Below are 18254 nucleotides of genomic sequence, written 5' to 3' on the forward strand. Positions count from 1 at the left end.
GCGCCCCGGCCCCTCAGATGCCTGGTAGCCGGCCGTTGCGGAACAGGTCCACGAAGAGCTGGTGGTCCTCGCGCGCCCGGATCCCGTACCGGTGCCCGAAGTCGACCAGGTAGTCGACGAACGCCTCCGGGTCGGCGTCGACGACCGCGACGATCGCCTCCTCGGTGGAGTAGTCGACCAGGTCGTGGCTGGACTCGTCGTCGGCAACCGAGTGCATCCGGGCCACCGCCCGGCCCAGGTCGGCGAGCACGCCCGCCAGTTCCTCCGGCTCGTTCACGTCGGCCCAGTCCAGGTCCGCCGCGTACGGGGACACCTCGGCGACGAGCTGCCCGACGCCGTCCAGCTCGGTGAAGCCCAGCCACGGGTCGGCGTGCGCCTGCAACGCGCGCTGCGACTCGGCGGTGCGGTGCCCCTGGTGCCGGAAGTACGACCGGACCCGCTCGTCGTCGACGTACCGCGCCACGGCCGGCACCTGCGCCTGCTTCATGTAGATGACGACGTCGTTCTCCAGCGCCTGGGTGTGCCCCTCCAGCAGCAGGTTGTACGACGGCAGCCCGGCCGACCCGATGCCGACGCCCTTACGCAGCACCACGTCCTTGATGCCGGCGGCCACCGGGCGCATCCGGGTGGTCGAGTCCGGCAGCGTGTGCAGGTAGTCGGCGAACGCCGCGCAGACCTTCTCCCGGGTGGCGTCGTCGATCTCGTGCACGCCGTCGCCGAGGGAGAACCGGCGCTCGTAGTTGTCGATGGTGGTCTGCGCGGCGAGCAGGTCCACCCGGGTGTTCAGCCGCGCCTGCTGGAGCACCCGGCGCAGCACGCCGTCGGCGTTGTCGAGCGTGATCGAGCCGATCGCGTCGTCCCCGCCCGCGGCGATGGCCCGCAGTTCGGCCAGGTACGACCGGGCGAAGCCGGTCACCAGCTCGCCGATCACCCGGTCGGAGAGCGCCTTGGCGTAGCCGATCAGCGCCACGCTCGCCGCCAGGCGCTTCAGGTCCCAGGTGAACGGCCCGACGTACGCCTCGTCGAAGTCGTTGACGTTGAACACGAGCTGCCCGGAGGCGTTCATGTAGGTGCCGAAGTTCTCGGCGTGCAGGTCGCCGTGGATCCACACCCGGCTGGTCCGGCCGTCGAGGAACCGGTCGCTGCCGAAGTCGCCGCGCTGGTCGGCGTAGAACAGCGCGGCGCTGCCCCGGTAGAAGGCGAACGGTGACGCCGCCATCTTGCGGAACTTGCGGCGGAACGCCGCCGGGTCGATCGCCATGGACGCGCCGAACTCCTCGGTCAGCACGTCGATGATGAATGCGGAGCGCTCCTCCGCGAGGTCGGTCATGAGCCGCAGGCTAGCCCCGCGCCGCCACCCGGCGGTTCAGCCGACCGGCGGACGTACCGGGGGTGCGGTGAGCGCCTCGACCGGCCGCGCGACGGCGTCCGCCGGTGAGGTGAGCGCGTCCGGCCGGGGTACGCCGCCGATGCCGGACTGCTCGGCGGCGATCTTCTCCTGAAGACGCAGGATGCCGTGCAGCAGCGCCTCCGGCCGGGGCGGGCAGCCGGGCACGTACACGTCGACCGGGATGAGCTGGTCGACGCCCTTCGTCACCGAGTAGGAGTCCCAGTACGGGCCGCCGCAGTTCGAGCAGGCGCCGAACGAGATCACGTACTTCGGCTCGGGCATCTGGTCGTAGAGCCGCTTGACCGCCGGGGCCATCTTGTCGGTGACGGTGCCGCTGACCACCATGAGGTCGGCCTGCCGGGGCCCGTGGGCGAACGGGATCACGCCGAGGCGCATGAAGTCGTGCCGGCCCATGCTGGTGGCGATGAACTCGATGGCGCAGCAGGCCAGGCCGAAGTTGAACACCCAGAGCGAGTAGCGGCGGCCCCAGTTCAGCACGAACCGGATCGGCTCGCCGAGCACGGCCGGCACCTGCATCTCTGGCCTCCCTCGCAGAACCCCGAGGTGCCAGTCAACCACAGCGTCCGCGGCCGCGTTCCGGTGTCGTACCCCCGACAGGGCACCCGCGCAACGATCAGCGGTGCCGGCGTGTGTCACCACTGTCGGGCGGACGGAACCACCGCCGCCCATCACGGGGATCACGGAGGACCTGTCATGACCACACGGACCACACGAGTGGCCGCCGCGCTGCTCGCCGGGGCGGCGGCGCTGTTCGCGCCGGCCGCGCCCGCCGCTGCGGCCGGCGGCACCACGGCGCGGCTGACCGTCGACACCGAGACGCTGGTGCTGACGCCGACCGACAAGGGGTACGTCGGGACGCTGACCACGACGATCAGCAACCGGGGCCGGGCCGACGCCACCGCCGGCCTGCGCATCACCGAGCCGGCCGGTGGCTCCTTCACCGGCCTCGACAACGGCTCGCCCTGGTTCACCGTGGGGATGGAGCAGAACCGCCGGGTCGTCGAGAGCTACGGCGGCCGGGTCGCGGCCGGCGGAAGCGTGACCCTCCGCCTCGACTTCCAGGTCTGGACGACAGCGCGCGCCTACCCGATGACCGCTCTGGGCGGCTCGGTCGCGGTGGTGCCGGACGGCGGCACCCGGGTGTCGGACCGGGACTCGTTCCGGACCGTGTTCCGGTCCATCTCGGGCAGCGTCCGCAACCCGCGCGTCTACCGGCAGGCCACCGAGACGGACCTGACCATCAGCGGTGGCGACGTGACGCTCACCCGCCAGGCCGACGGGGCCCTGCTGGGCCGGATGCCGGTGACAGTGCGCTACGGCAACGACGCCCCGTCGTTCCGGCTCGACGTGCGGGCGAGCCTGCCCGCCGGGGTCGAGGTGTGGGCCACCGACCCGCAGGACCTGCCCAGCTTCCCGGACTGGTTCGACGTCCCCGGCGGCCGGTTCATGCCGGGCGAGGAGCGCACGTTCGACGTCGTCCTCCGGGCTCCGGCCGGGACCCCGGCCGGCGCGCTGGGCAGCGGCTCGTTCACCGTGGAGGCCGTCTACGAGAGCGAGCCGGTCGCGGATGTCGACCCGGCGGACGACACCACGACGTTCAGCGTCCGCGCGACCGACTGAGCCACCGCACACCGCGGCCCGCCCGGAGTCCGGGCGGGCCGCACATGCCATCTCAGGTGAACGCCAGTCCGGTGGTGTGGGGCAGCCAGTAACCGACGTACGCCCCGGCGGTGACCTGGTAGCTGAGCCGGCCGTTCACCCAGGCGGTGGCGCCCAGCGGCGCTACCGAGGCGGCCGGGAACGTGAGCCGCTTGGAGCCGGTCACGTTGCCCGCCGCGTCGTACGCGTACCCGGTGTAGGTGCCCGGCTGGAAGGAGAGCGTCCGGGCCGGTTCGTAGCGGTGCTCGACCGCCTTGCCGAGCAGCACGCGCTGCCCGTACGCCTCGGGGACGAGGTAACCGGCGAGCGCGCCGTTGGCGATCTGGTAGTAGATGCCCCGCCCGTACACGCGGACCCGCTGGCTCGCCTGGGCGCCGGAGGCCCGGGCGAGCTTGAGCGTCTTCTGGCTCTTGACGGCCCCGGTGCTGGAGAAGGTGTAGCCGACGTGGGTGCCGGCGGCGAACGACACGGCGCCGTTGACGGCGGGCGCCGGGTAGTCCGAGCGCAGCAGGTACGCGTACGTGGCGAAGACGGCCGACGTGGTCATCTCGTAGAGCTTGAGGTTCTGCGCGGTGTGGACCTGGTGGTACTTCACGTGCGGCTGCGCGCAGCCCATCGAGTACTTGCTGGCCCACCGGGTGACCCGGAAGTGGGTGGGCAGGTACCGCCGGACGGTGCTGGCCGCGCCGTCGAATACGGCCACCGCCCGCTCGTCGCCGGTGAGCCGCCAGTAGTCGTACACGCCGTAGAGGGCGAAGGTGTGCCCGTTGAGGACCCGTTCCCCGGTGGTGCCGAAGGTCACCGGGTACTCCTCCAGCCACAGGTAGCCGTTGGGGTCGACCCAACTCGCCCAGGGCGCGTTGGCGGCGACCGGCAGCGTCAGGCTGAGGAACGTGTTGTCCGCCGCCGTCCGCCACTTCGCCGCGCCGGTGATCTCGGCCAGGCCGACGAAGAGGCTGAGCATCTCGCCCTGCGCCATCCCGCTGTACCAGGGGGCGCGCAGCAGCGGGCGGCCCGCGCAGCGGCTCAGGTCGAAGTCGTACGGGTACCACCAGGCGCCCCGCGACTCGACCCGGCGGTCGATGTTGCGCTGGGCGTTGGCGACGGCCCGGTCGAGGAACCGCTTGTCGCCGCTGGTCCGGTAGGCGGCCAGGTTGCTCAGGCCCCACTGCGCCTGGCCGACCGGGTGGTTCCAGGTCTTCCCGGCGAAGCTGAACATGCGGACGCCCTGCGCGTCGTGCAGTCCCCTGTCGACGAGCGGCGCCGGGTTGCTGTTCGTGGGCTGGGCGGCGAGCGGCAGCGGCTTCGGCAGGTGCCCGTCGCGGGCGTACGCGGCGGCGGCGGTGGCGCCGCTCGCCCGCTCCCGCCGCTGCTGTTCCTTGGTCTTCGCCACGTCCCGCGAGGGCAGCTGCGGCACGCCGTCGGTCAGCGGGTCGGGCGCCCACCCGGGGTCCACGACGGAGACGTCGGCGCTGCGGTCCGGGCCCGGTGGCGCGGCCGGGGCGGTACCGGCCGGCGCCAGGCCGACCATCGCGCCGGCCGCGACCACTGCGACGAGCCGGCGGGCAGGTGGTGACTTAGCGGTGATCATGAAACACTCCCCGTGTCATCGATGTGCCCTGATGCTAGGCAGGGACGGGCACGGGTTCCGGGCGCCGAAACGCCCGACTTCTACGCCGAACGGACGAGCTTCCCGTCACCAGGCCGGGCGCTGGAGCAGCCCGACGAACTCGGCGAGCAGCCGTTCCCGCAGCCGCGCCGGGGCAGCGTCGAGCAGCGTGTTCACCATCGCCATCCGGTCCGGCACACCGGCGCCGCCGGCCAGGCCGAGCCCGCCCGCCAGCCCGGCCACCAGATCCGGGGTGAGCGCCTCCGGCGTGAGGCTGCCGGCCAGCGCCAGCAGCTCCGGCGGCAGCACCACCGGCCCGGCGGCGCGGGCCGCCGCGACCGCCCCGGCCAGCGCCGGGCCGAACTCGGCCACCCGGGGCGCCACCGCCGCGGTCACCGTGAGGTGGACGCTGGCCGGCAGATCGGCGTACGTGAGCTGGGGCTGGGTGTGCCAGCCACGCGCGGTCAGCTCGTCGACGAGCACGAACAGGTCGAGCCCGGGATCGTCACTGGTGAAGCAGACCACTGTGGTCTCCGGTTCGGCCATCAGCCGCAGGCCGCCGGTGGCCCGTACCGCGCCGGCCAGCCCGGCGACCGCGTCCCGGGTGGCGGCGGCCAGCCGCAGGTAGCCGTCCTCGCCGAGGTGGCGGAGTGTGGCGTACGCGGCGGCGATCGGCCCGCCGGACCGGGTCGAGGCGATCACCGGGTTGACCATCGTGTAGCCGGGCCAGTCCGCGTACGCGAAGAACTGCGGCGCGCGCAGCGCCGGATCGCGGTGCAGCAGCACCGAGACGCCCTTCGGCGCGTACGCGTACTTGTGCAGGTCCACCGAGATCGAGGTGACCCCCGGTACGGCGAAGTCGAACGGTGGCACCGGCGCGCCGAGCCGGCGCAGCCAGGGCAGCGCCCAGCCGCCGAAGCAGGCGTCCACATGGCAGCGCAACCCGGCGGCCTGCGCGACGGCGGCGATCTCGGTCACCGGGTCGACCACGCCGTGCGCGTACGACGGCGCGGACGCCACCACCAGCACGGTCTCCGGGCGGATCGCGGCGGCCACCGCCGCCACGTCCGGGCGCAGCGTCACCGGGTCGACGGGCACGGTGTCGAGCGCGACCCGCAGGTAGTGCGCCGCCTTGGCGAACGCCGCGTGCGCGGTGGCCGGCGCCACGATCCGCGGCTCGGCGAGGTCGGGGCGGGCGTCCCGGGCCGCCTTGACGGCGAGCAGCAGCGACTCGGTGCCGCCGCTGGTGACGCTGCCGACGACATCCGGCGCGCCGGTGCCGGGCCCGCCGCCGAGCAGCCGGGCGGCGGCGCCGACGAGCGCGTTCTCCATCGCCAGCAGCGACGGGAACGCGGTCGGGTCGAGGCCGTTGACGTGCGCGCTCTCCGCGTACGCGGCCTGCGCCAGCGCGTCCAGCCCGGCCACGCCGGGGTCGTAGACGTACGCGAACAGCCGCCCGCCGTGCGTCGGGCGGTCGGCGGCGCGCAGCGCGCGGACCTCGTCGAGTACGTCTTCCGCGGGCATCCCCCGCGCGGGCAGCGCGCCCACGCTTGCCGTGTCGGTCATCGGGTGGTTCCTCTCGTGGACGGTTCCGGTGCTCACGCCCGCGCGGCCGGTGCGGCGCCCTCGGGTGCCCCGGCCTCCGGCGCGGCGGCCAGCTGGGCCGGGGTCAGGGTGTAGCCGCGCAGCAGCACCAGCGGGATCGCCACCAGCAGCGCGGGCAGCACGGTGAAGCCGAGCAGCACGCCGAGACGTGCCGTGTCGGACTGGACGGCGGCGGTACCGGTGGACGAGGAGACGTAGCCGGAGAGCTGGAGCACCAGCCCGTAGATGCCCGGCCCCAGCGCCAGCCCGAACGTCTCCCCGGCGGTCCACAGCCCGGTGAACACCCCGGCCTGCCGGCGCCCGGTGCGCACCGTGTCGTACGCGATGCAGTCCGGCAGCATGGCCAGCGCGAACACCTGCTGGCCCGCGTACCCGACGCCGATCACCGCGACCACCGCGTAGGCCGCGGCGGCGGGCAGAGCAGGCGCGGCGACCAGGGCCAGCGCGCCCACCGCGAAGATCAGCGACGCGGCGACCAGCGAGGCCCGCTTGCCCAGCCGGGCGCCCGCCCGGGACCACAGCGGCATGACCAGCAGCGCGGGCGCGACGAAGCAGGCGAACAGCAGCGTCGGGCCGCTGTCCGGCTCGCGCAGCACCTGGTCGGCGAAGTACTTCACCCCGGCCAGCACGGTGGCCACCCCGGCGGACTGGATCACGAAGCAGATCAGCAGCACCCGGAACGGCCGGTTGCCGGTGGCGACAGCGAGCTGCGCACGCAGGCTCGGCTCGCTCTCCCCGACGGTCCCGGTCGGCGCCGACCGGGTGCCCAGGAACACGCCGACCGTGCCGGCGACGATCAGCACGGCGACGAACAGGCCCATCCACCGGTGGCCGGGCACACCGTCGCCGCCCGCGCTCACCACCGCCGGGGCCACCGCGCCGGAGACCAGGATGGCCAGCGCCAGCACCGCGATCCGCCAGGTCATCAACCGGGTACGCTCCGCCGGGTCGGCGGTCAGCTCGGCCGGCATGGCCACGTACGGCACCTGGAAGAACGCGAACGCGGTGGCCGTCGCCAGGAACGCCAGCGCCACGTACGCGGCGGCGGCCGGACCGTTCGCGAACGGCGCGGCGAAGATCGAGGCGAACAGGACGGCGAGCGCCAGTCCGCCGCCGAGGAGATACGGACGGCGCGCGCCCCAGCGGGAGCGGGTCCGGTCGGAGATCCGCCCGGCGACCGGGTTGACGAGCACGTCCCACGCCTTCGGCAGCAGCACCAGCAGCGCGGCCAGCCCGGCGGCGACGCCGAGCGTGTCGGTGAGGTACGGCAGCAGGAGCAGCCCGGGCACGGTGCCGAACGCGCCGGTGACCAGGGAACCCAGCGCGTACCCGAGGTGCACCCGGCGGGGCAGGCCCGAAGCTGTCATGGAGCCGAATGCTACTCACGTTATGGCCCGCGTCACATCCCCTCCCGGGTGCTGCTCGTCGATGCCGACAGGCGCTCGCGAGTCGCGGTGAGGCGCAGGTCGGCACCGCTACCCTGTAGGGCATGGACCCGGCCCGATCCGTCCGCAGCTCGCGGGCACCGTACGAGGCCCGCCCCGGCCGTCGTGCGGTCGTGGTCCCCGACCTGAGCGAGTTGCAGGGCCCGGTCGCCGGTGTGGTCGAGCTGCCCCACCGGCTGTTCTGGCAACCCGACCGGCACGTCGACCTCGACGTGCCGGGGCTGCTCGCGTGGATGTACGAGACGGTGCTCACCGAAGCCGTTCATCCCGACGAGCTGCGCGCCTGGCTCCACGGACCCACCCTCGTCCGGCTGTGGCCCGAGCTGTACGTGCCCCGCGGTGTCCGCCGCGCCTGGGAAGAGAACCACCCGGTGCTGCGCGCCCGGGACGTCGCCGCCTGATGTCACCGGCGCCGGACCCGTTCCAGCACGAGGTCGCCCGTATCGCGTCGGCCGACACCGTCTTCGCGCTCTACCGCCTCACCCCGGCCGAGATCCGCGACCTCCGCCACGCGTTCTCGGACTGGTCGCGATGAGGCACCGTCGCGGTTGAACGCCCGGCCGCCTCCGACGCGATCGGGGGTCACCCCTCGTCCGGCGACCAGGACGCCGCCGCCAGGTCCACCCGGTCCCCGCGAAGCGGGCACCCCTCGGCGAGCAGCCGCTCCCGCGCCTTGCGCTCGTGCCCCGGCGGCATCCGGCCGGCCGCGTTCACCACCCGGTGCCACGGCACCCCGCCACCGTGCCGGGCCATGATCGAACCGACCAGTCGCGGCGACGCCCGTCCCGAGCGCTCGGCCAGCGCGTCGGCCACCGCCCCGTACGACATCACCCGCCCCGGCGGGATCCGCTCGACCAGCGACAGCACCGCCTCGACGTACTCGTCAGGTGTCACGGGAAGCCACGATAAGGGGCCTCAGCCGGCGAGCGTGGCGATGGCGAGGTCTCCCCGCGCCGCCAGCCAGTAGCCGCCCAGCTCACCACCGCTCACGTGGTAGCTGAATTCCCCGTTGACCCAGGCGGTGCCGCCGAGCGTCAGCTCCGTCACGGCGGCGAAGGTGACCTTCCGGGCGTCGAGCACCGCGCCGTTGCGGTCGTAGGTGTAGCCGGTGTACGTGCCGGGCTGGGCGGTCAGCACGCGTGCGGGCTGGTAGCGGTGCTCGACCGCCACCCCGAGCAGGACCCGCCGGCCGGGCTCCTCGGGCACCAGGTAGCCGGCCAGCGGACCCTCGGTGATCCGGTAGTGGATGCCGCGACCGCGCACCCGGATGCGCTCGTCCGCCGCGAACCGACTCGGCCGCTCCAGCGTGACGGCGCGTCGGCCGGTGACGGTGCCCTTGGCGTCGTACGTGTGTCCCACGTGTGTCCCGGGCTCGAACTGCACGGTGCCCGTCAGGTCCGGCACCGGGTAGTCCGCCCGCAGCGTGTCGGCGTACTCGGCGAAGGCGGTGGCGTGGGTGACCTCGTACAGCTTGAGGGTCTGCCGGGTGTGGACCTGGTGGTACTTCGGGTGGAAGTGCCGGCAGTTCATGGAGTACCGGCTGGCCCAGTTCTCCACCCGGAACCTCGTCGGCAGGTAGCGGCGCACTGTGGTGGCGGCGGCGTCGAAGATCTCCGCCGCCCGCTCGTCGCTGGTGAGCCGCCAGTAGTCGTAGACGCCGTACAGGGAGAAGATGTGCCCGTTGAGCACCTGCTCGCCGCGCGGGTCGTCGTTCTCCGGGTACTCCTCCAGCCACAGGTAGCCGCCGCGATCGGTCCAGGTGGCCCACGGCTCGCCGGCCCGGGCGGGCAGGGTGAGGCTCTGGAACGTCCGGTCCGCGGCGGTCCTCCACTTCTCGTCACGCGTCTCCTCGTACAGCCCGACGAAGAGACTGAGCAGCTGGCCCTGCGACATGCCGCTGTACCACCTGGGCTTCAGCAGCGGACGTTTCTTGCACCGGGTGAGCTCGAAGTCGTACGGATACCACCAGGCGCCGCGCGACTCCACGCGACGGTCGACGTTGCGCTGCGCGTTCGCTGTCGCCCGGTCCAGGTAGATCCGCTTGTGGGTGGCCCGCCAGCCGGCCAGGTTCTGCAGACCCCACTGGGCCTGCGCCACCGGATGGTCCCAGGTCTGATCGTGCATCCGGAACATCCGGACGTTCTCGGCGTCGTGCAGCCCGGCGTCCACCAGCGGCGCGACCCCCTCGCGCGACGGAATCGCCGCGAGCGGCACCGGATGCGGCCGGTAGCCGTCCCGCCGCACGGCCGGCGCCGTCTCGTCGCGGAGACCGGCCACCACCGGTGTCAGCCCGGCGACGAGGCCGACGGTGACGAGCAGCGCCAGCCACCAGGCACGATGAATCCTCGGAATCATCACTGCCAACCCCCGTTCGTGATGAACGAGACGCTATGCAGCGGAATCCTCGGGTGTGTGCCGCTGACCGGACGATCAAAACTGTTCGTTCGACGAGCAACCGATTTCGTGTGAGCTCCGTCGGGCCACCGGTCGCGAGCTGCCACGATATGGGAACGCGCCGCGGCGCGGCAGACCGCAGCGCGCAGAATGGTCGGGTGCGCGAAGCAGTCACCTCGGCCCGGCGGATCGTGGTCAAGATCGGTTCGTCCTCGCTGACCACCGCGACGGGCGGCCTCGACGACGCCCGGGTCGACGCGCTCGTCGACACACTCGGCGGGCTCGCCGCCTCCGGACGCGAGGTGGTGCTGGTCTCCTCCGGCGCGATCGCCGCCGGGCTCGCCCCGCTGCGGCTGCCCCGGCGCCCGCGCGACCTGGCCACCCAGCAGGCCGCCGCCAGCGTCGGCCAAGGGCTGCTGATCGGCCGGTACGCCGCCGCGTTCGCCCGGCACGGCCGCACCGTCGGGCAGGTGCTGCTCACCGTGGACGACGTGACCCGGCGCGCGCACTACCGCAACGCGTACCGGACGCTGCGCAAGCTGCTCGACCTGCACGCCGTGCCGATCGTCAACGAGAACGACACGGTGGCCACCGAGGAGATCCGGTTCGGCGACAACGACCGCCTGGCCGCGCTCGTCGCCGCGCTCGTCGACGCCGACCTGCTGGTGCTGCTCTCCGACGTCGACGCGCTCTGGACCGGCGACCCGGCCCGTCCGGGCAGCACCCGGATCACCGAGGTGCACGGCGAGGGCGACCTCGCGGGCGTGGACGTCGGCGGGGCCGGCCGCGCCGGGGTGGGCACCGGCGGCATGGTGACGAAGGTCGAGGCGGCCCGGATCGCCACCGGCTTCGGCATCCCGGTGGTGCTGACCGCCGCGCCACTGGCCGCGCCGGCGCTGGCCGGGGAGCCGGTCGGCACGTACTTCCACCCGAGCAGCCGCCGCCCCGCCGCCCGCCTGTTCTGGCTGGCGCACGCCACCGCCCCCCGCGGCCGGCTGCACCTCGACCCGGGCGCGGTGCAGGCGGTGGTGGGCCGCCGCAAGTCGCTGCTGCCCGCCGGCATCACCGCCGTCGACGGCGCGTTCACCGCCGGCGATCCGGTGGACCTGGTCGACACCGCCGGGGCGCCGGTGGCCCGGGGACTGGTCAACTATGACGCGGTGGAGCTGCCCGGCCTGCTCGGCCGGTCCACCTCCGAACTCGCCGCGGCGCTCGGCCCGGCGTACGAACGTGAGGTCGTCCACCGCGACGACCTGGTCCTGCTGTGAGCCCCACCGGTGAAGGAGTACGCACGATGAGCGTCGTCGAGCAGGCCCGGCGAGCCCGGGACGCGGCGGAAGCCCTGGCCACGGCCACCCGTACCGTCAAGGACACCGCGCTGCACGCGATGGCCGACGCGCTCGTGGCGCGTACCCCGGAGATCCTGACCGCGAACGCGGCGGACCTGGCAGCCGGGCGCGACGCCGGGCTGTCCGCGGCCGTGCTGGACCGGCTCGCGCTCGACGAGGGCCGGGTGGCGGCGATCGCCGACGCGCTGCGCCAGATGGCCGCGCTGCCGGACCCGGTGGGCGAGGTGGTACGCGGCTCGACGCTGCCCAACGGCCTGGAGCTACGGCAGGTGCGGGTGCCGTTCGGGGTGGTCGGCATCGTCTACGAGGGCCGGCCCAACGTGACAGTCGACGCCGCCGGGATCTGCCTGAAGTCCGGCAACGCGGCGCTGCTGCGCGGCTCCTCGTCGGCCGCGCACTCCAACGCGGCGCTGGTCGCGGTGCTGCGCGACGCGGTCTCCGGCGCCGGGCTGCCGGCGGACGCGGTGCAGCTGCTCGACTCCAGCACGCGCGACTCGGTCAAGGAGCTGATGCGCGCCCGTGGCCTGGTCGACGTGCTGATCCCGCGCGGCGGCGCGTCGCTGATCCGCGCCGTGGTCGAGGAGTCGACGGTCCCGGTGATCGAGACCGGCGTGGGCAACTGCCACGTGTACGTGGACGCCGCCGCCGACCTCGGCAAGGCCCTGGCGGTCACGCTGAACGCCAAGACCCAGCGCCTGTCCACCTGCAACACCGCCGAGTCGCTGCTGGTGCACCGGGACGTGGCGGACGCGTTCCTGCCGGCCGTGCTGGCCGCGTTCGCCGAGGCCGGGGTGACTGTGCACGGCACGCCCGCTGTCGCCGCCCACTCCGACGCCGTGGTGCCGGCCACCGAGGAGGACTTCGGCACCGAGTACCTCTCCGCCGACATCTCGGTGGCGGTGGTCGACTCGCTCGACGCGGCGGTCGCGCACATCCGCCGGTACGGCACCGGCCACACCGAGGCGATCGTCACCGACTCGCAGCGGGCGGCCCGGGAGTTCGTGGCCCGGGTGGATTCGGCAGCGGTCATGGTCAACGCGTCCACCCGCTTCACCGACGGCGGCGAGTTCGGCTTCGGCGCGGAGATCGGCATCTCGACGCAGAAGCTGCACGCGCGCGGCCCGATGGGCCTGCCGGAGCTGACCAGCACCAAGTACGTGGTCACCGGCGACGGTCACGTGCGCTGATCCGCCCGGCCGGCTACGTGAGCGGGAGTGGGTCCCCGTCCGCCGAGGTGGACGGGGCACCCGGCGCCGTGGGCGGTACGACGAGCGGGGGCAGGCCCGGGGACACCAGCGCGGACGAACCGTCGTCCACGCCCAGGTCGGGCAGGACCGTCCAGGCCGACCACGGCGCGGGCCCGGCGTCCGGACCGGCCGGCGACTCGGGCCCGCCGTCCGGCTCCGCCGGCAGAACGGGTCCGAGACCCGGGCCGGACGACGGCTCGGTCCCGAGGCCGGACGGCGGGACGGCAGGAAGCGGCGGAACGACGGGCGGCGGAGGCACGGCGGCCGGCGGCGGGGCCGCGGCCGGCCGGCGCGGGATCGGTACGGCCGGCGGCGCGGGCAGCTCGGCGGTCTGCGGCACTACGAACGGTGCCCCGGAGACCGGCGCCTCGGGCGTGTGCGGGCGGCAGGCGCGGATCGCCCGCAGCGTGGTGTGCACGTCGAACTGGTGGCCGTCGTCGCTGTCCCAGCCGCCGTCGCTGCGCTGCGTCTCGGCGAGCCGCCTGCGCGCGGAGACCAGCAGCCACTGCTCCTCGCCCACGTCGACGCGGCGCAGTGTGGCCGCGAGCCAGGCCACGTCGGCCGGGGACATCCGGGGGATCCGGTCGGCCAGCACCGCCTGGATGCGGGCGGACTCGTAGTACATCTGCTGGCGGTGCAGCACCGCGGCGGCGAGCCACCCGGCCGGCAGGAACGACGGCCAGCTGCCGTCCGGGGCGAGCTGCGCGGCGAGCGCCTGGGCCGCCGCCTGCACCACACCGGCGTACGCGCCGCCGACCCGGTGGTCGAGCGGACCGGCGGCCCGCGCGTCCAGCCCGGCCACGGTCAGCCAGAACCCGGCGTTGGCGGTCTGGTAGAGCCGTGCCTCGGGATCACCGGGGGTGGCCCACTCGGGGGCGAGCCCGGCCAGCGAGGGGTCCTCGTCCCAGCCGCCGTCGGGCAGTTGCCGGGCGGCCAGCCAGTCCAGCGCGTGCCGGGCGGCCGGGCGGCCCAGCGCGCCGAGGTCGTCCAGCTCGCCGAGGCGGAAGCAGGTCGCGTCGATCGAGGCGACCTCGCCGTCGAGGACGGCGGGCCAGCCGCCGCCCGGCGCCTGCCCGGACTCGGCGGCGTCGAGCACCTCGGGCGGCACCGGAGCGCCGGTGCGCAGCCGGGAGAGACGGGCCCGGTCCACCGCGTCACCGTGAGCGACGACGAATCCGATCGCCGCGTCCAAGTCCACCACGGCACTGACGGTACTGGCGCGGCCGACGTTACGCCTCGGTAGCTCGGTCAGGACCACCCGGCCCAGCGGTCGCCGCGATCGGGCGTATGCCCACGCCAGGGGCCCCGGAGAGCACGATGGGCCCGCCCGGAGCACCGGACGGGCCCATCGACACGACTCAGTACGCGGGCAGCGACGGGTCGACCTGCTTGACCCAGGAGAGCACACCGCCCTGGAGGTGCACCGCGTCGGAGAAGCCGGCCGCCTTCAGGGCGGCCAGCGCCTCGGCGGAGCGGACGCCGGACTTGCAGTGCAGCACGATCTGCCGGTCCTGCGGGAACTTCGCCAGCGCCTCGCCGGACAGGATCTCGCCCTTGGGGATGAGCGTCGCGCCGGGGATCCGGACGATCTCGTACTCGGCGGGCTCGCGCACGTCGACCAGGAAGATGTCCTTGCCGGAGTCCTGCCAGTCCTTCAGCTCCAGCGCGGTGATGGTCGAGTCGACCACCGCCTCCTGCGCCTCGTCGGAGACGGCGCCGCAGAAGTCCTCGTAGTCCTCCATCAGGTCGGTGAGGGTCGGGTTCTCACCGCAGAGCACGCAGTTCGGGTCCTTGCGGACCTTGATCTTGCGGTAGCTCATCTCCAGGGCGTCGTAGACCATCAGCCGGCCGACGAGCGGCTCACCGATGCCTGCGAGCAGCTTGATCGCCTCGTTGACCTGGATCGACCCGATCGACGCGCAGAGCACGCCGAGCACGCCGCCCTCGGCGCAGGAGGGGACCATGCCGGGCGGCGGGGGCTCCGGGTAGAGGCAGCGGTAGCAGGGGCCGTGCTCGGCCCAGAACACCGACGCCTGGCCGTCGAAGCGGTAGATCGAACCCCAGACGTACGGCTTGCCGAGCAGCACCGCCGCGTCGTTGACCATGTAGCGGGTGGCGAAGTTGTCGGTGCCGTCGACGATCAGGTCGTACCGGGAGAAGATGTCCCGGACGTTCTCCCGGTCCAGCGCGGTGTTGTGGATCTCCACGTTGACCAGCGGGTTGATCTCGCGGATCGACGCCGCGGCGGACTCGGCCTTGGACCGGCCCACGTCGGAGACGCCGTGGATGACCTGGCGCTGGAGGTTCGACTCGTCGACGGTGTCGAAGTCGATGATGCCGAGCGTGCCGACACCGGCCGCGGCGAGGTAGAGCAGGGCCGGCGAGCCGAGGCCACCGGCGCCGACACAGAGCACCCGGGCGTTCTTCAGCCGCTTCTGCCCCTCCACCCCGACGTCCGGGATGATCAGGTGGCGCGAGTAGCGGCGGATCTCGTCTACGGTCAGCTCGGCGGCGGGTTCGACGAGCGGGGGCAACGACACGGTGGACTCCCCGGGATCGGCGGTGTGACCGCGCCATTGTCGCTCGCCCGGGCGGGGATCGGCCATGATGAGGGACACTCGGCCCGAACTGCGGGACCGGGAATAACTCAGACGCCGTCGGTGGGCTCGCCGGAGTACCGCATCCCCCCGACGTACGGCCAGGCGTTGGGCAGGCAGCCGTCCAGTCCGTACGTCTGCTGCTGCATCACCGGGGCGGGCGCGCCGGGCTCGGGGCACGCCTCGTGCAGTTCGCCGAACTCGTGCCCGACCTCGTGGTTGATCACGTAGGTGCGGTAGACCTCCAGCGGGGCGCCGTAGTCGGGCACCGCCGTCATCCACCGGGCCAGGTTGAGCACGACCCGGCCGGGCAGCCGGCAGGAGGTGTACCGGTCGGTGCGCAGGCCGCCTTCGGCGCACATCCGCTCGGAGGTGACCGGGGTGGCGAGGTAGACGGTGAAGTCGGCCGCGGCGGCCTCGGGCACCCGCTGCACCCGCAGGTCGCCGGACGCGATCCAGCTGCGCGGGTCGCCCAGCACCGCGTCCACGGTGGCGGCGAACTCGTCGGCGTCCTGACCCGTGCCCTGCTCGACCTCGACCCGGTAGCGGCGCAGCGGGCCCTCCTGTCCGCGTACCGGAGACCGGCCCTGGGCCACCGCGAACGTGCCGGGGCCGGCGGTGGGATAGCCGGTCGGCGCCGGGGCCGGGACGTCGGCCTCGCCGGCGCCGCGCGCCAGCGACGGTTCGGCGGCGAGCGACGTCCCGCCGTGCCCGGACGGCGGCGCGCTCAGCCGGGTGATGCCGACCGCGCCGCTGACGGCCGCGAGCAGCATCGCCAGCAGCAGCACCGAGCGGCGGCGGCGCCGGCGCATCCGGCGCAGGGTGGGACGCTCGGGCGGCGGCGCGGCGGGGTTGTCGTAAGGGGACGACGACGTCATGACCTCAGCGTGCCATGCAATTCGGGCATTTAGCTGCTTTTACCGCCTATGCCGCGAATGTTCTTCACAAACCGGTGCTCAGAGAGCCGGCCCGGTGTACCGCTTCCCACCCACGTAGGGCCACGGGTTCGGCCGGCAGCCCTTGAGGAACAGCGTCTGCTGCTGCATCACGGGCGCCGCCCGGCCCGCGCCCGGGCACCCCTCGTGCCGGTGCCCGAGCTGGTGGCCCACCTCGTGGTTGACCACGTAGAGCCGGTAGTCGTCCAGCGGCATCCCGGCGGCGACCAGGTGCGGCGCCGAGGTCCGCCACCGGGCCAGGTTGATCACCACCTTGCCCGGCACGCGGCACGACGTGTACGGCACACCGCCCACCCGGATGTCGATCCCGCCCGCCCCGCACAGCCGCCCCGCCGTGTCGCGGGTGGCCAGGTAGATCGTGAAGTCGTACCGGTCGCCCGGACCGACCCGCTGCAACCGCAGCTTGCCGCCGTCGACCCAGCTGCCCGGGCCGGCCAGTGCCCGCTGCACCGCCTCGCCGAAGGCGGGGACCTCCTCGCCGGAGCCGTTCTCCACCGCCACCCGGTAGCGGCGCAGCGTCCCCGAGCGGCCGAGCACACCGCCGGTCCGCTCGTCGTACGCGAAGGTGCCCCGGCCCTTCGCCGGCCCCGGGCCGGACAGCGTCAGCACCGGCGCGGCCGGCGAGCTGGGCGTCACCGGAGGCGGCGGCGAGACGCTCGGCGTGGACGGCGCCTGCGTGGGGGCCGGGGGCTGGGCGACGAACCCGTCGGTGATCCGGGTCCCCGCGCCCGCCGACGGCAGTTGCACCGCCACGCCGACACCGACCGCGGCGGCGGCGACGAAGGCGCAGACCACGAGCGCGGTGCGCCAGTGACGGAACGAGGAACGGGAGCGGGCGGCACGAGGACGGCGGGAGCTGGGCATCCGGCTCAGCCTGCCATGTCACGCTCCGTTCCGCTCTCCCCCGTTCCGGCCGCCAGCGCTGCGGCCTGCGCATTCTCCCGTTCCGGCCGCCCGGCGCCCGGCGCGTCGCCCGACGACACGCCCGCGCCCGCCGCCTGCTCCGGCTCCGCCTCGGCGAGCAGCCCCAGCACCGCCCGCGCCACGGTCCGGGGCACCTCCAGCTGGGCCACGTGCCCGACGCCGTCGAGCATCAGCAGTCGGCTGTCCGGGATGACCCGGGCCGCCTGCGGCGCCACCCGCACGTCGACCAGCCGGTCCTGCCGCCCGCCCACCACGAGCGTGGGCGCGCGTACCGCAGCCGCCTGCCGCCAGAGCGCGCCCTCCCCCGGCAGGTACGAACGCAGGAAGCTGCCGACCAGGCCCCGGAACGTCCGCACGTACGCGGCGGCGTAGTGGGCCGCCTCGTACCGGACCCGGATCTCGTCGATCGCCTCCTGCCGGCGCTGCTCGCTGATCCGGGTCAGGTCCGCCACGCACGCCTCCATCACCTGCTGCGCGGTCACCTCCGGACTGAACTGGGCCAGCCGCCAGGCGGCCAGCCGTTCGCCCCGGGGGATCGCCAGCAGCGGGAGCATCCGCCCCTGCAACGAGCGCCGGAAGTCCAGGAACGGCAGGGCGGGCGAGACCAGTGTGAGCGTGCGGACCAGTTCGGGGCGCAGCGCCGCCACCCGGACCGAGATCGCACCGCCGAGCGAGTTGCCGAACAGGTGCACCGGCCCCCGGTCGCTGTGCTCGATCCAGCGGATCACCCGCTCGGCGAAGGCCGGGATGGTGTAGCGCGGCCCCGGCTCGCTGCGCCCGAACCCGGGCAGGTCGATCGCCTGGCCGTCGAGCCGGTCGGCGAGCAGGCCGGCCAGGTCGGTCCAGTTCTGCGCCGACCCGCCGAGGCCGTGCACGTACAGCGCGGGCTCCGCGCCGGGACCGGTGGCCGGGGTGTCGCGGACGTGCACGAGCGTGCCGTCGAGGCGTACGTGCCGGCCGGGCCAGGGCGGCGGGACGTGGTGTGCGGGAAGGCTGTGCTCCGGCCACAGTGCGGCGCGCTTCATGTCTCCAGTCTTCCCCGGACGGGCCGTACCGCA

General features: G+C 73.9%; 16 protein-coding genes and 1 pseudogene. 5 read left to right on the forward strand and 12 right to left on the reverse strand.

The features are described 5' to 3' along the window. Positions 1-13 precede the first annotated feature (13 nt). Positions 14-1330 carry a DUF2252 domain-containing protein gene (locus tag CLT75_RS20960; RefSeq protein ID WP_135242104.1) on the reverse strand — a complete coding sequence of 439 codons (1317 nt, stop codon included), beginning with the start codon at positions 1328-1330 and terminating at the stop codon, positions 14-16. A gap of 36 nt (positions 1331-1366) precedes the next feature. After that, positions 1367-1927, reverse strand: coding sequence for an NADH-quinone oxidoreductase subunit B (locus CLT75_RS20965; protein WP_013288676.1), 561 nt, complete (start codon positions 1925-1927; stop codon positions 1367-1369). A gap of 177 nt (positions 1928-2104) precedes the next feature. On the opposite strand from CLT75_RS20965, the gene CLT75_RS20970 reads away from it, so the two are divergent. Next, entirely contained in the window at positions 2105-3031 is a 927-nt protein-coding gene (locus CLT75_RS20970) for a hypothetical protein (RefSeq protein WP_135242105.1), read from the forward strand. Positions 3032-3083: 52 nt separating this feature from the next. Here CLT75_RS20970 and CLT75_RS20975 read toward each other — a convergent pair whose 3' ends face one another. The 3 genes from CLT75_RS20975 to CLT75_RS20985 all read right to left on the reverse strand — a co-directional run bounded on the left by CLT75_RS20975 (position 3084) and on the right by CLT75_RS20985 (position 7651). Next, positions 3084-4661, reverse strand: a complete 1578-nt coding sequence (locus CLT75_RS20975; RefSeq protein ID WP_135242106.1) for a D-glucuronyl C5-epimerase family protein — start codon at positions 4659-4661, stop codon at positions 3084-3086. Between the two features lie 105 nt (positions 4662-4766). Further along, entirely contained in the window at positions 4767-6245 is a 1479-nt protein-coding gene (locus CLT75_RS20980; RefSeq protein WP_135242107.1) for a pyridoxal phosphate-dependent decarboxylase family protein, read from the reverse strand. Positions 6246-6277: 32 nt separating this feature from the next. Continuing rightward, the gene (locus CLT75_RS20985) at positions 6278-7651 is read right to left on the reverse strand and encodes an MFS transporter (RefSeq protein WP_135242108.1); all 1374 of its coding nucleotides are present in this window, start codon (positions 7649-7651) and stop codon (positions 6278-6280) included. A 122-nt stretch (positions 7652-7773) separates the two neighbouring features. On the opposite strand from CLT75_RS20985, the gene CLT75_RS20990 reads away from it, so the two are divergent. Next, positions 7774-8130: a hypothetical protein gene (locus CLT75_RS20990; RefSeq protein WP_135242109.1), complete on the forward strand. Its 357-nt coding sequence runs from the start codon at positions 7774-7776 to the stop codon at positions 8128-8130. Beyond that, positions 8130-8264 carry a hypothetical protein gene (locus CLT75_RS33405; protein ID WP_486485235.1) on the forward strand — a complete coding sequence of 45 codons (135 nt, stop codon included), beginning with the start codon at positions 8130-8132 and terminating at the stop codon, positions 8262-8264. Before CLT75_RS20990 ends, CLT75_RS33405 begins: the two co-directional genes overlap by 1 nt. 47 nt (positions 8265-8311) lie before the next feature. On the opposite strand, the gene CLT75_RS20995 is transcribed toward CLT75_RS33405, so the two are convergent. Both CLT75_RS20995 and CLT75_RS21000 read right to left on the reverse strand, forming a co-directional pair. Beyond that, a complete protein-coding gene (locus CLT75_RS20995) occupies positions 8312-8623 on the reverse strand; it encodes an MGMT family protein (RefSeq protein ID WP_135242110.1) in 312 nt (103 codons plus the stop codon). Between the two features lie 21 nt (positions 8624-8644). Further along, positions 8645-10084: a D-glucuronyl C5-epimerase family protein gene (locus CLT75_RS21000; protein WP_135242111.1), complete on the reverse strand. Its 1440-nt coding sequence runs from the start codon at positions 10082-10084 to the stop codon at positions 8645-8647. Positions 10085-10233: 149 nt separating this feature from the next. Here CLT75_RS21000 and proB point away from each other — a divergent pair, with 149 nt between their 5' ends. Both proB and CLT75_RS21010 read left to right on the forward strand, forming a co-directional pair. After that, complete coding sequence (proB, locus tag CLT75_RS21005; RefSeq protein ID WP_013288683.1) at positions 10234-11391, forward strand: glutamate 5-kinase; 1158 nt, start codon at positions 10234-10236, stop codon at positions 11389-11391. A 26-nt stretch (positions 11392-11417) separates the two neighbouring features. Then, positions 11418-12659, forward strand: a complete 1242-nt coding sequence (locus CLT75_RS21010; RefSeq protein WP_135242112.1) for a glutamate-5-semialdehyde dehydrogenase — start codon at positions 11418-11420, stop codon at positions 12657-12659. Between the two features lie 442 nt (positions 12660-13101). Here CLT75_RS21010 and CLT75_RS21015 read toward each other — a convergent pair. The 5 genes and pseudogenes from CLT75_RS21015 to CLT75_RS21035 all read right to left on the reverse strand — a co-directional run. Further along, a pseudogene (locus tag CLT75_RS21015) lies at positions 13102-14019 on the reverse strand (hypothetical protein); the annotation flags it as partial. Between the two features lie 58 nt (positions 14020-14077). Beyond that, positions 14078-15325, reverse strand: coding sequence for an adenylyltransferase/sulfurtransferase MoeZ (gene moeZ / locus CLT75_RS21020; RefSeq protein WP_030269268.1), 1248 nt, complete (start codon positions 15323-15325; stop codon positions 14078-14080). Positions 15326-15366: 41 nt separating this feature from the next. Next, on the reverse strand, positions 15367-16194 hold the full coding sequence (locus tag CLT75_RS21025; protein ID WP_135242114.1) for a DUF3152 domain-containing protein: 828 nt from the start codon (positions 16192-16194) through the stop codon (positions 15367-15369). A 78-nt stretch (positions 16195-16272) separates the two neighbouring features. Next, positions 16273-17136, reverse strand: a complete 864-nt coding sequence (locus CLT75_RS21030; RefSeq protein ID WP_135242115.1) for a DUF3152 domain-containing protein — start codon at positions 17134-17136, stop codon at positions 16273-16275. Between the two features lie 5 nt (positions 17137-17141). Further along, positions 17142-18221 carry an alpha/beta fold hydrolase gene (locus CLT75_RS21035; RefSeq protein ID WP_135242116.1) on the reverse strand — a complete coding sequence of 360 codons (1080 nt, stop codon included), beginning with the start codon at positions 18219-18221 and terminating at the stop codon, positions 17142-17144. Between the last annotated feature and the right edge of the window lie 33 nt (positions 18222-18254).

The organism is Micromonospora sp. CNZ285 (genome assembly GCF_004637285.1).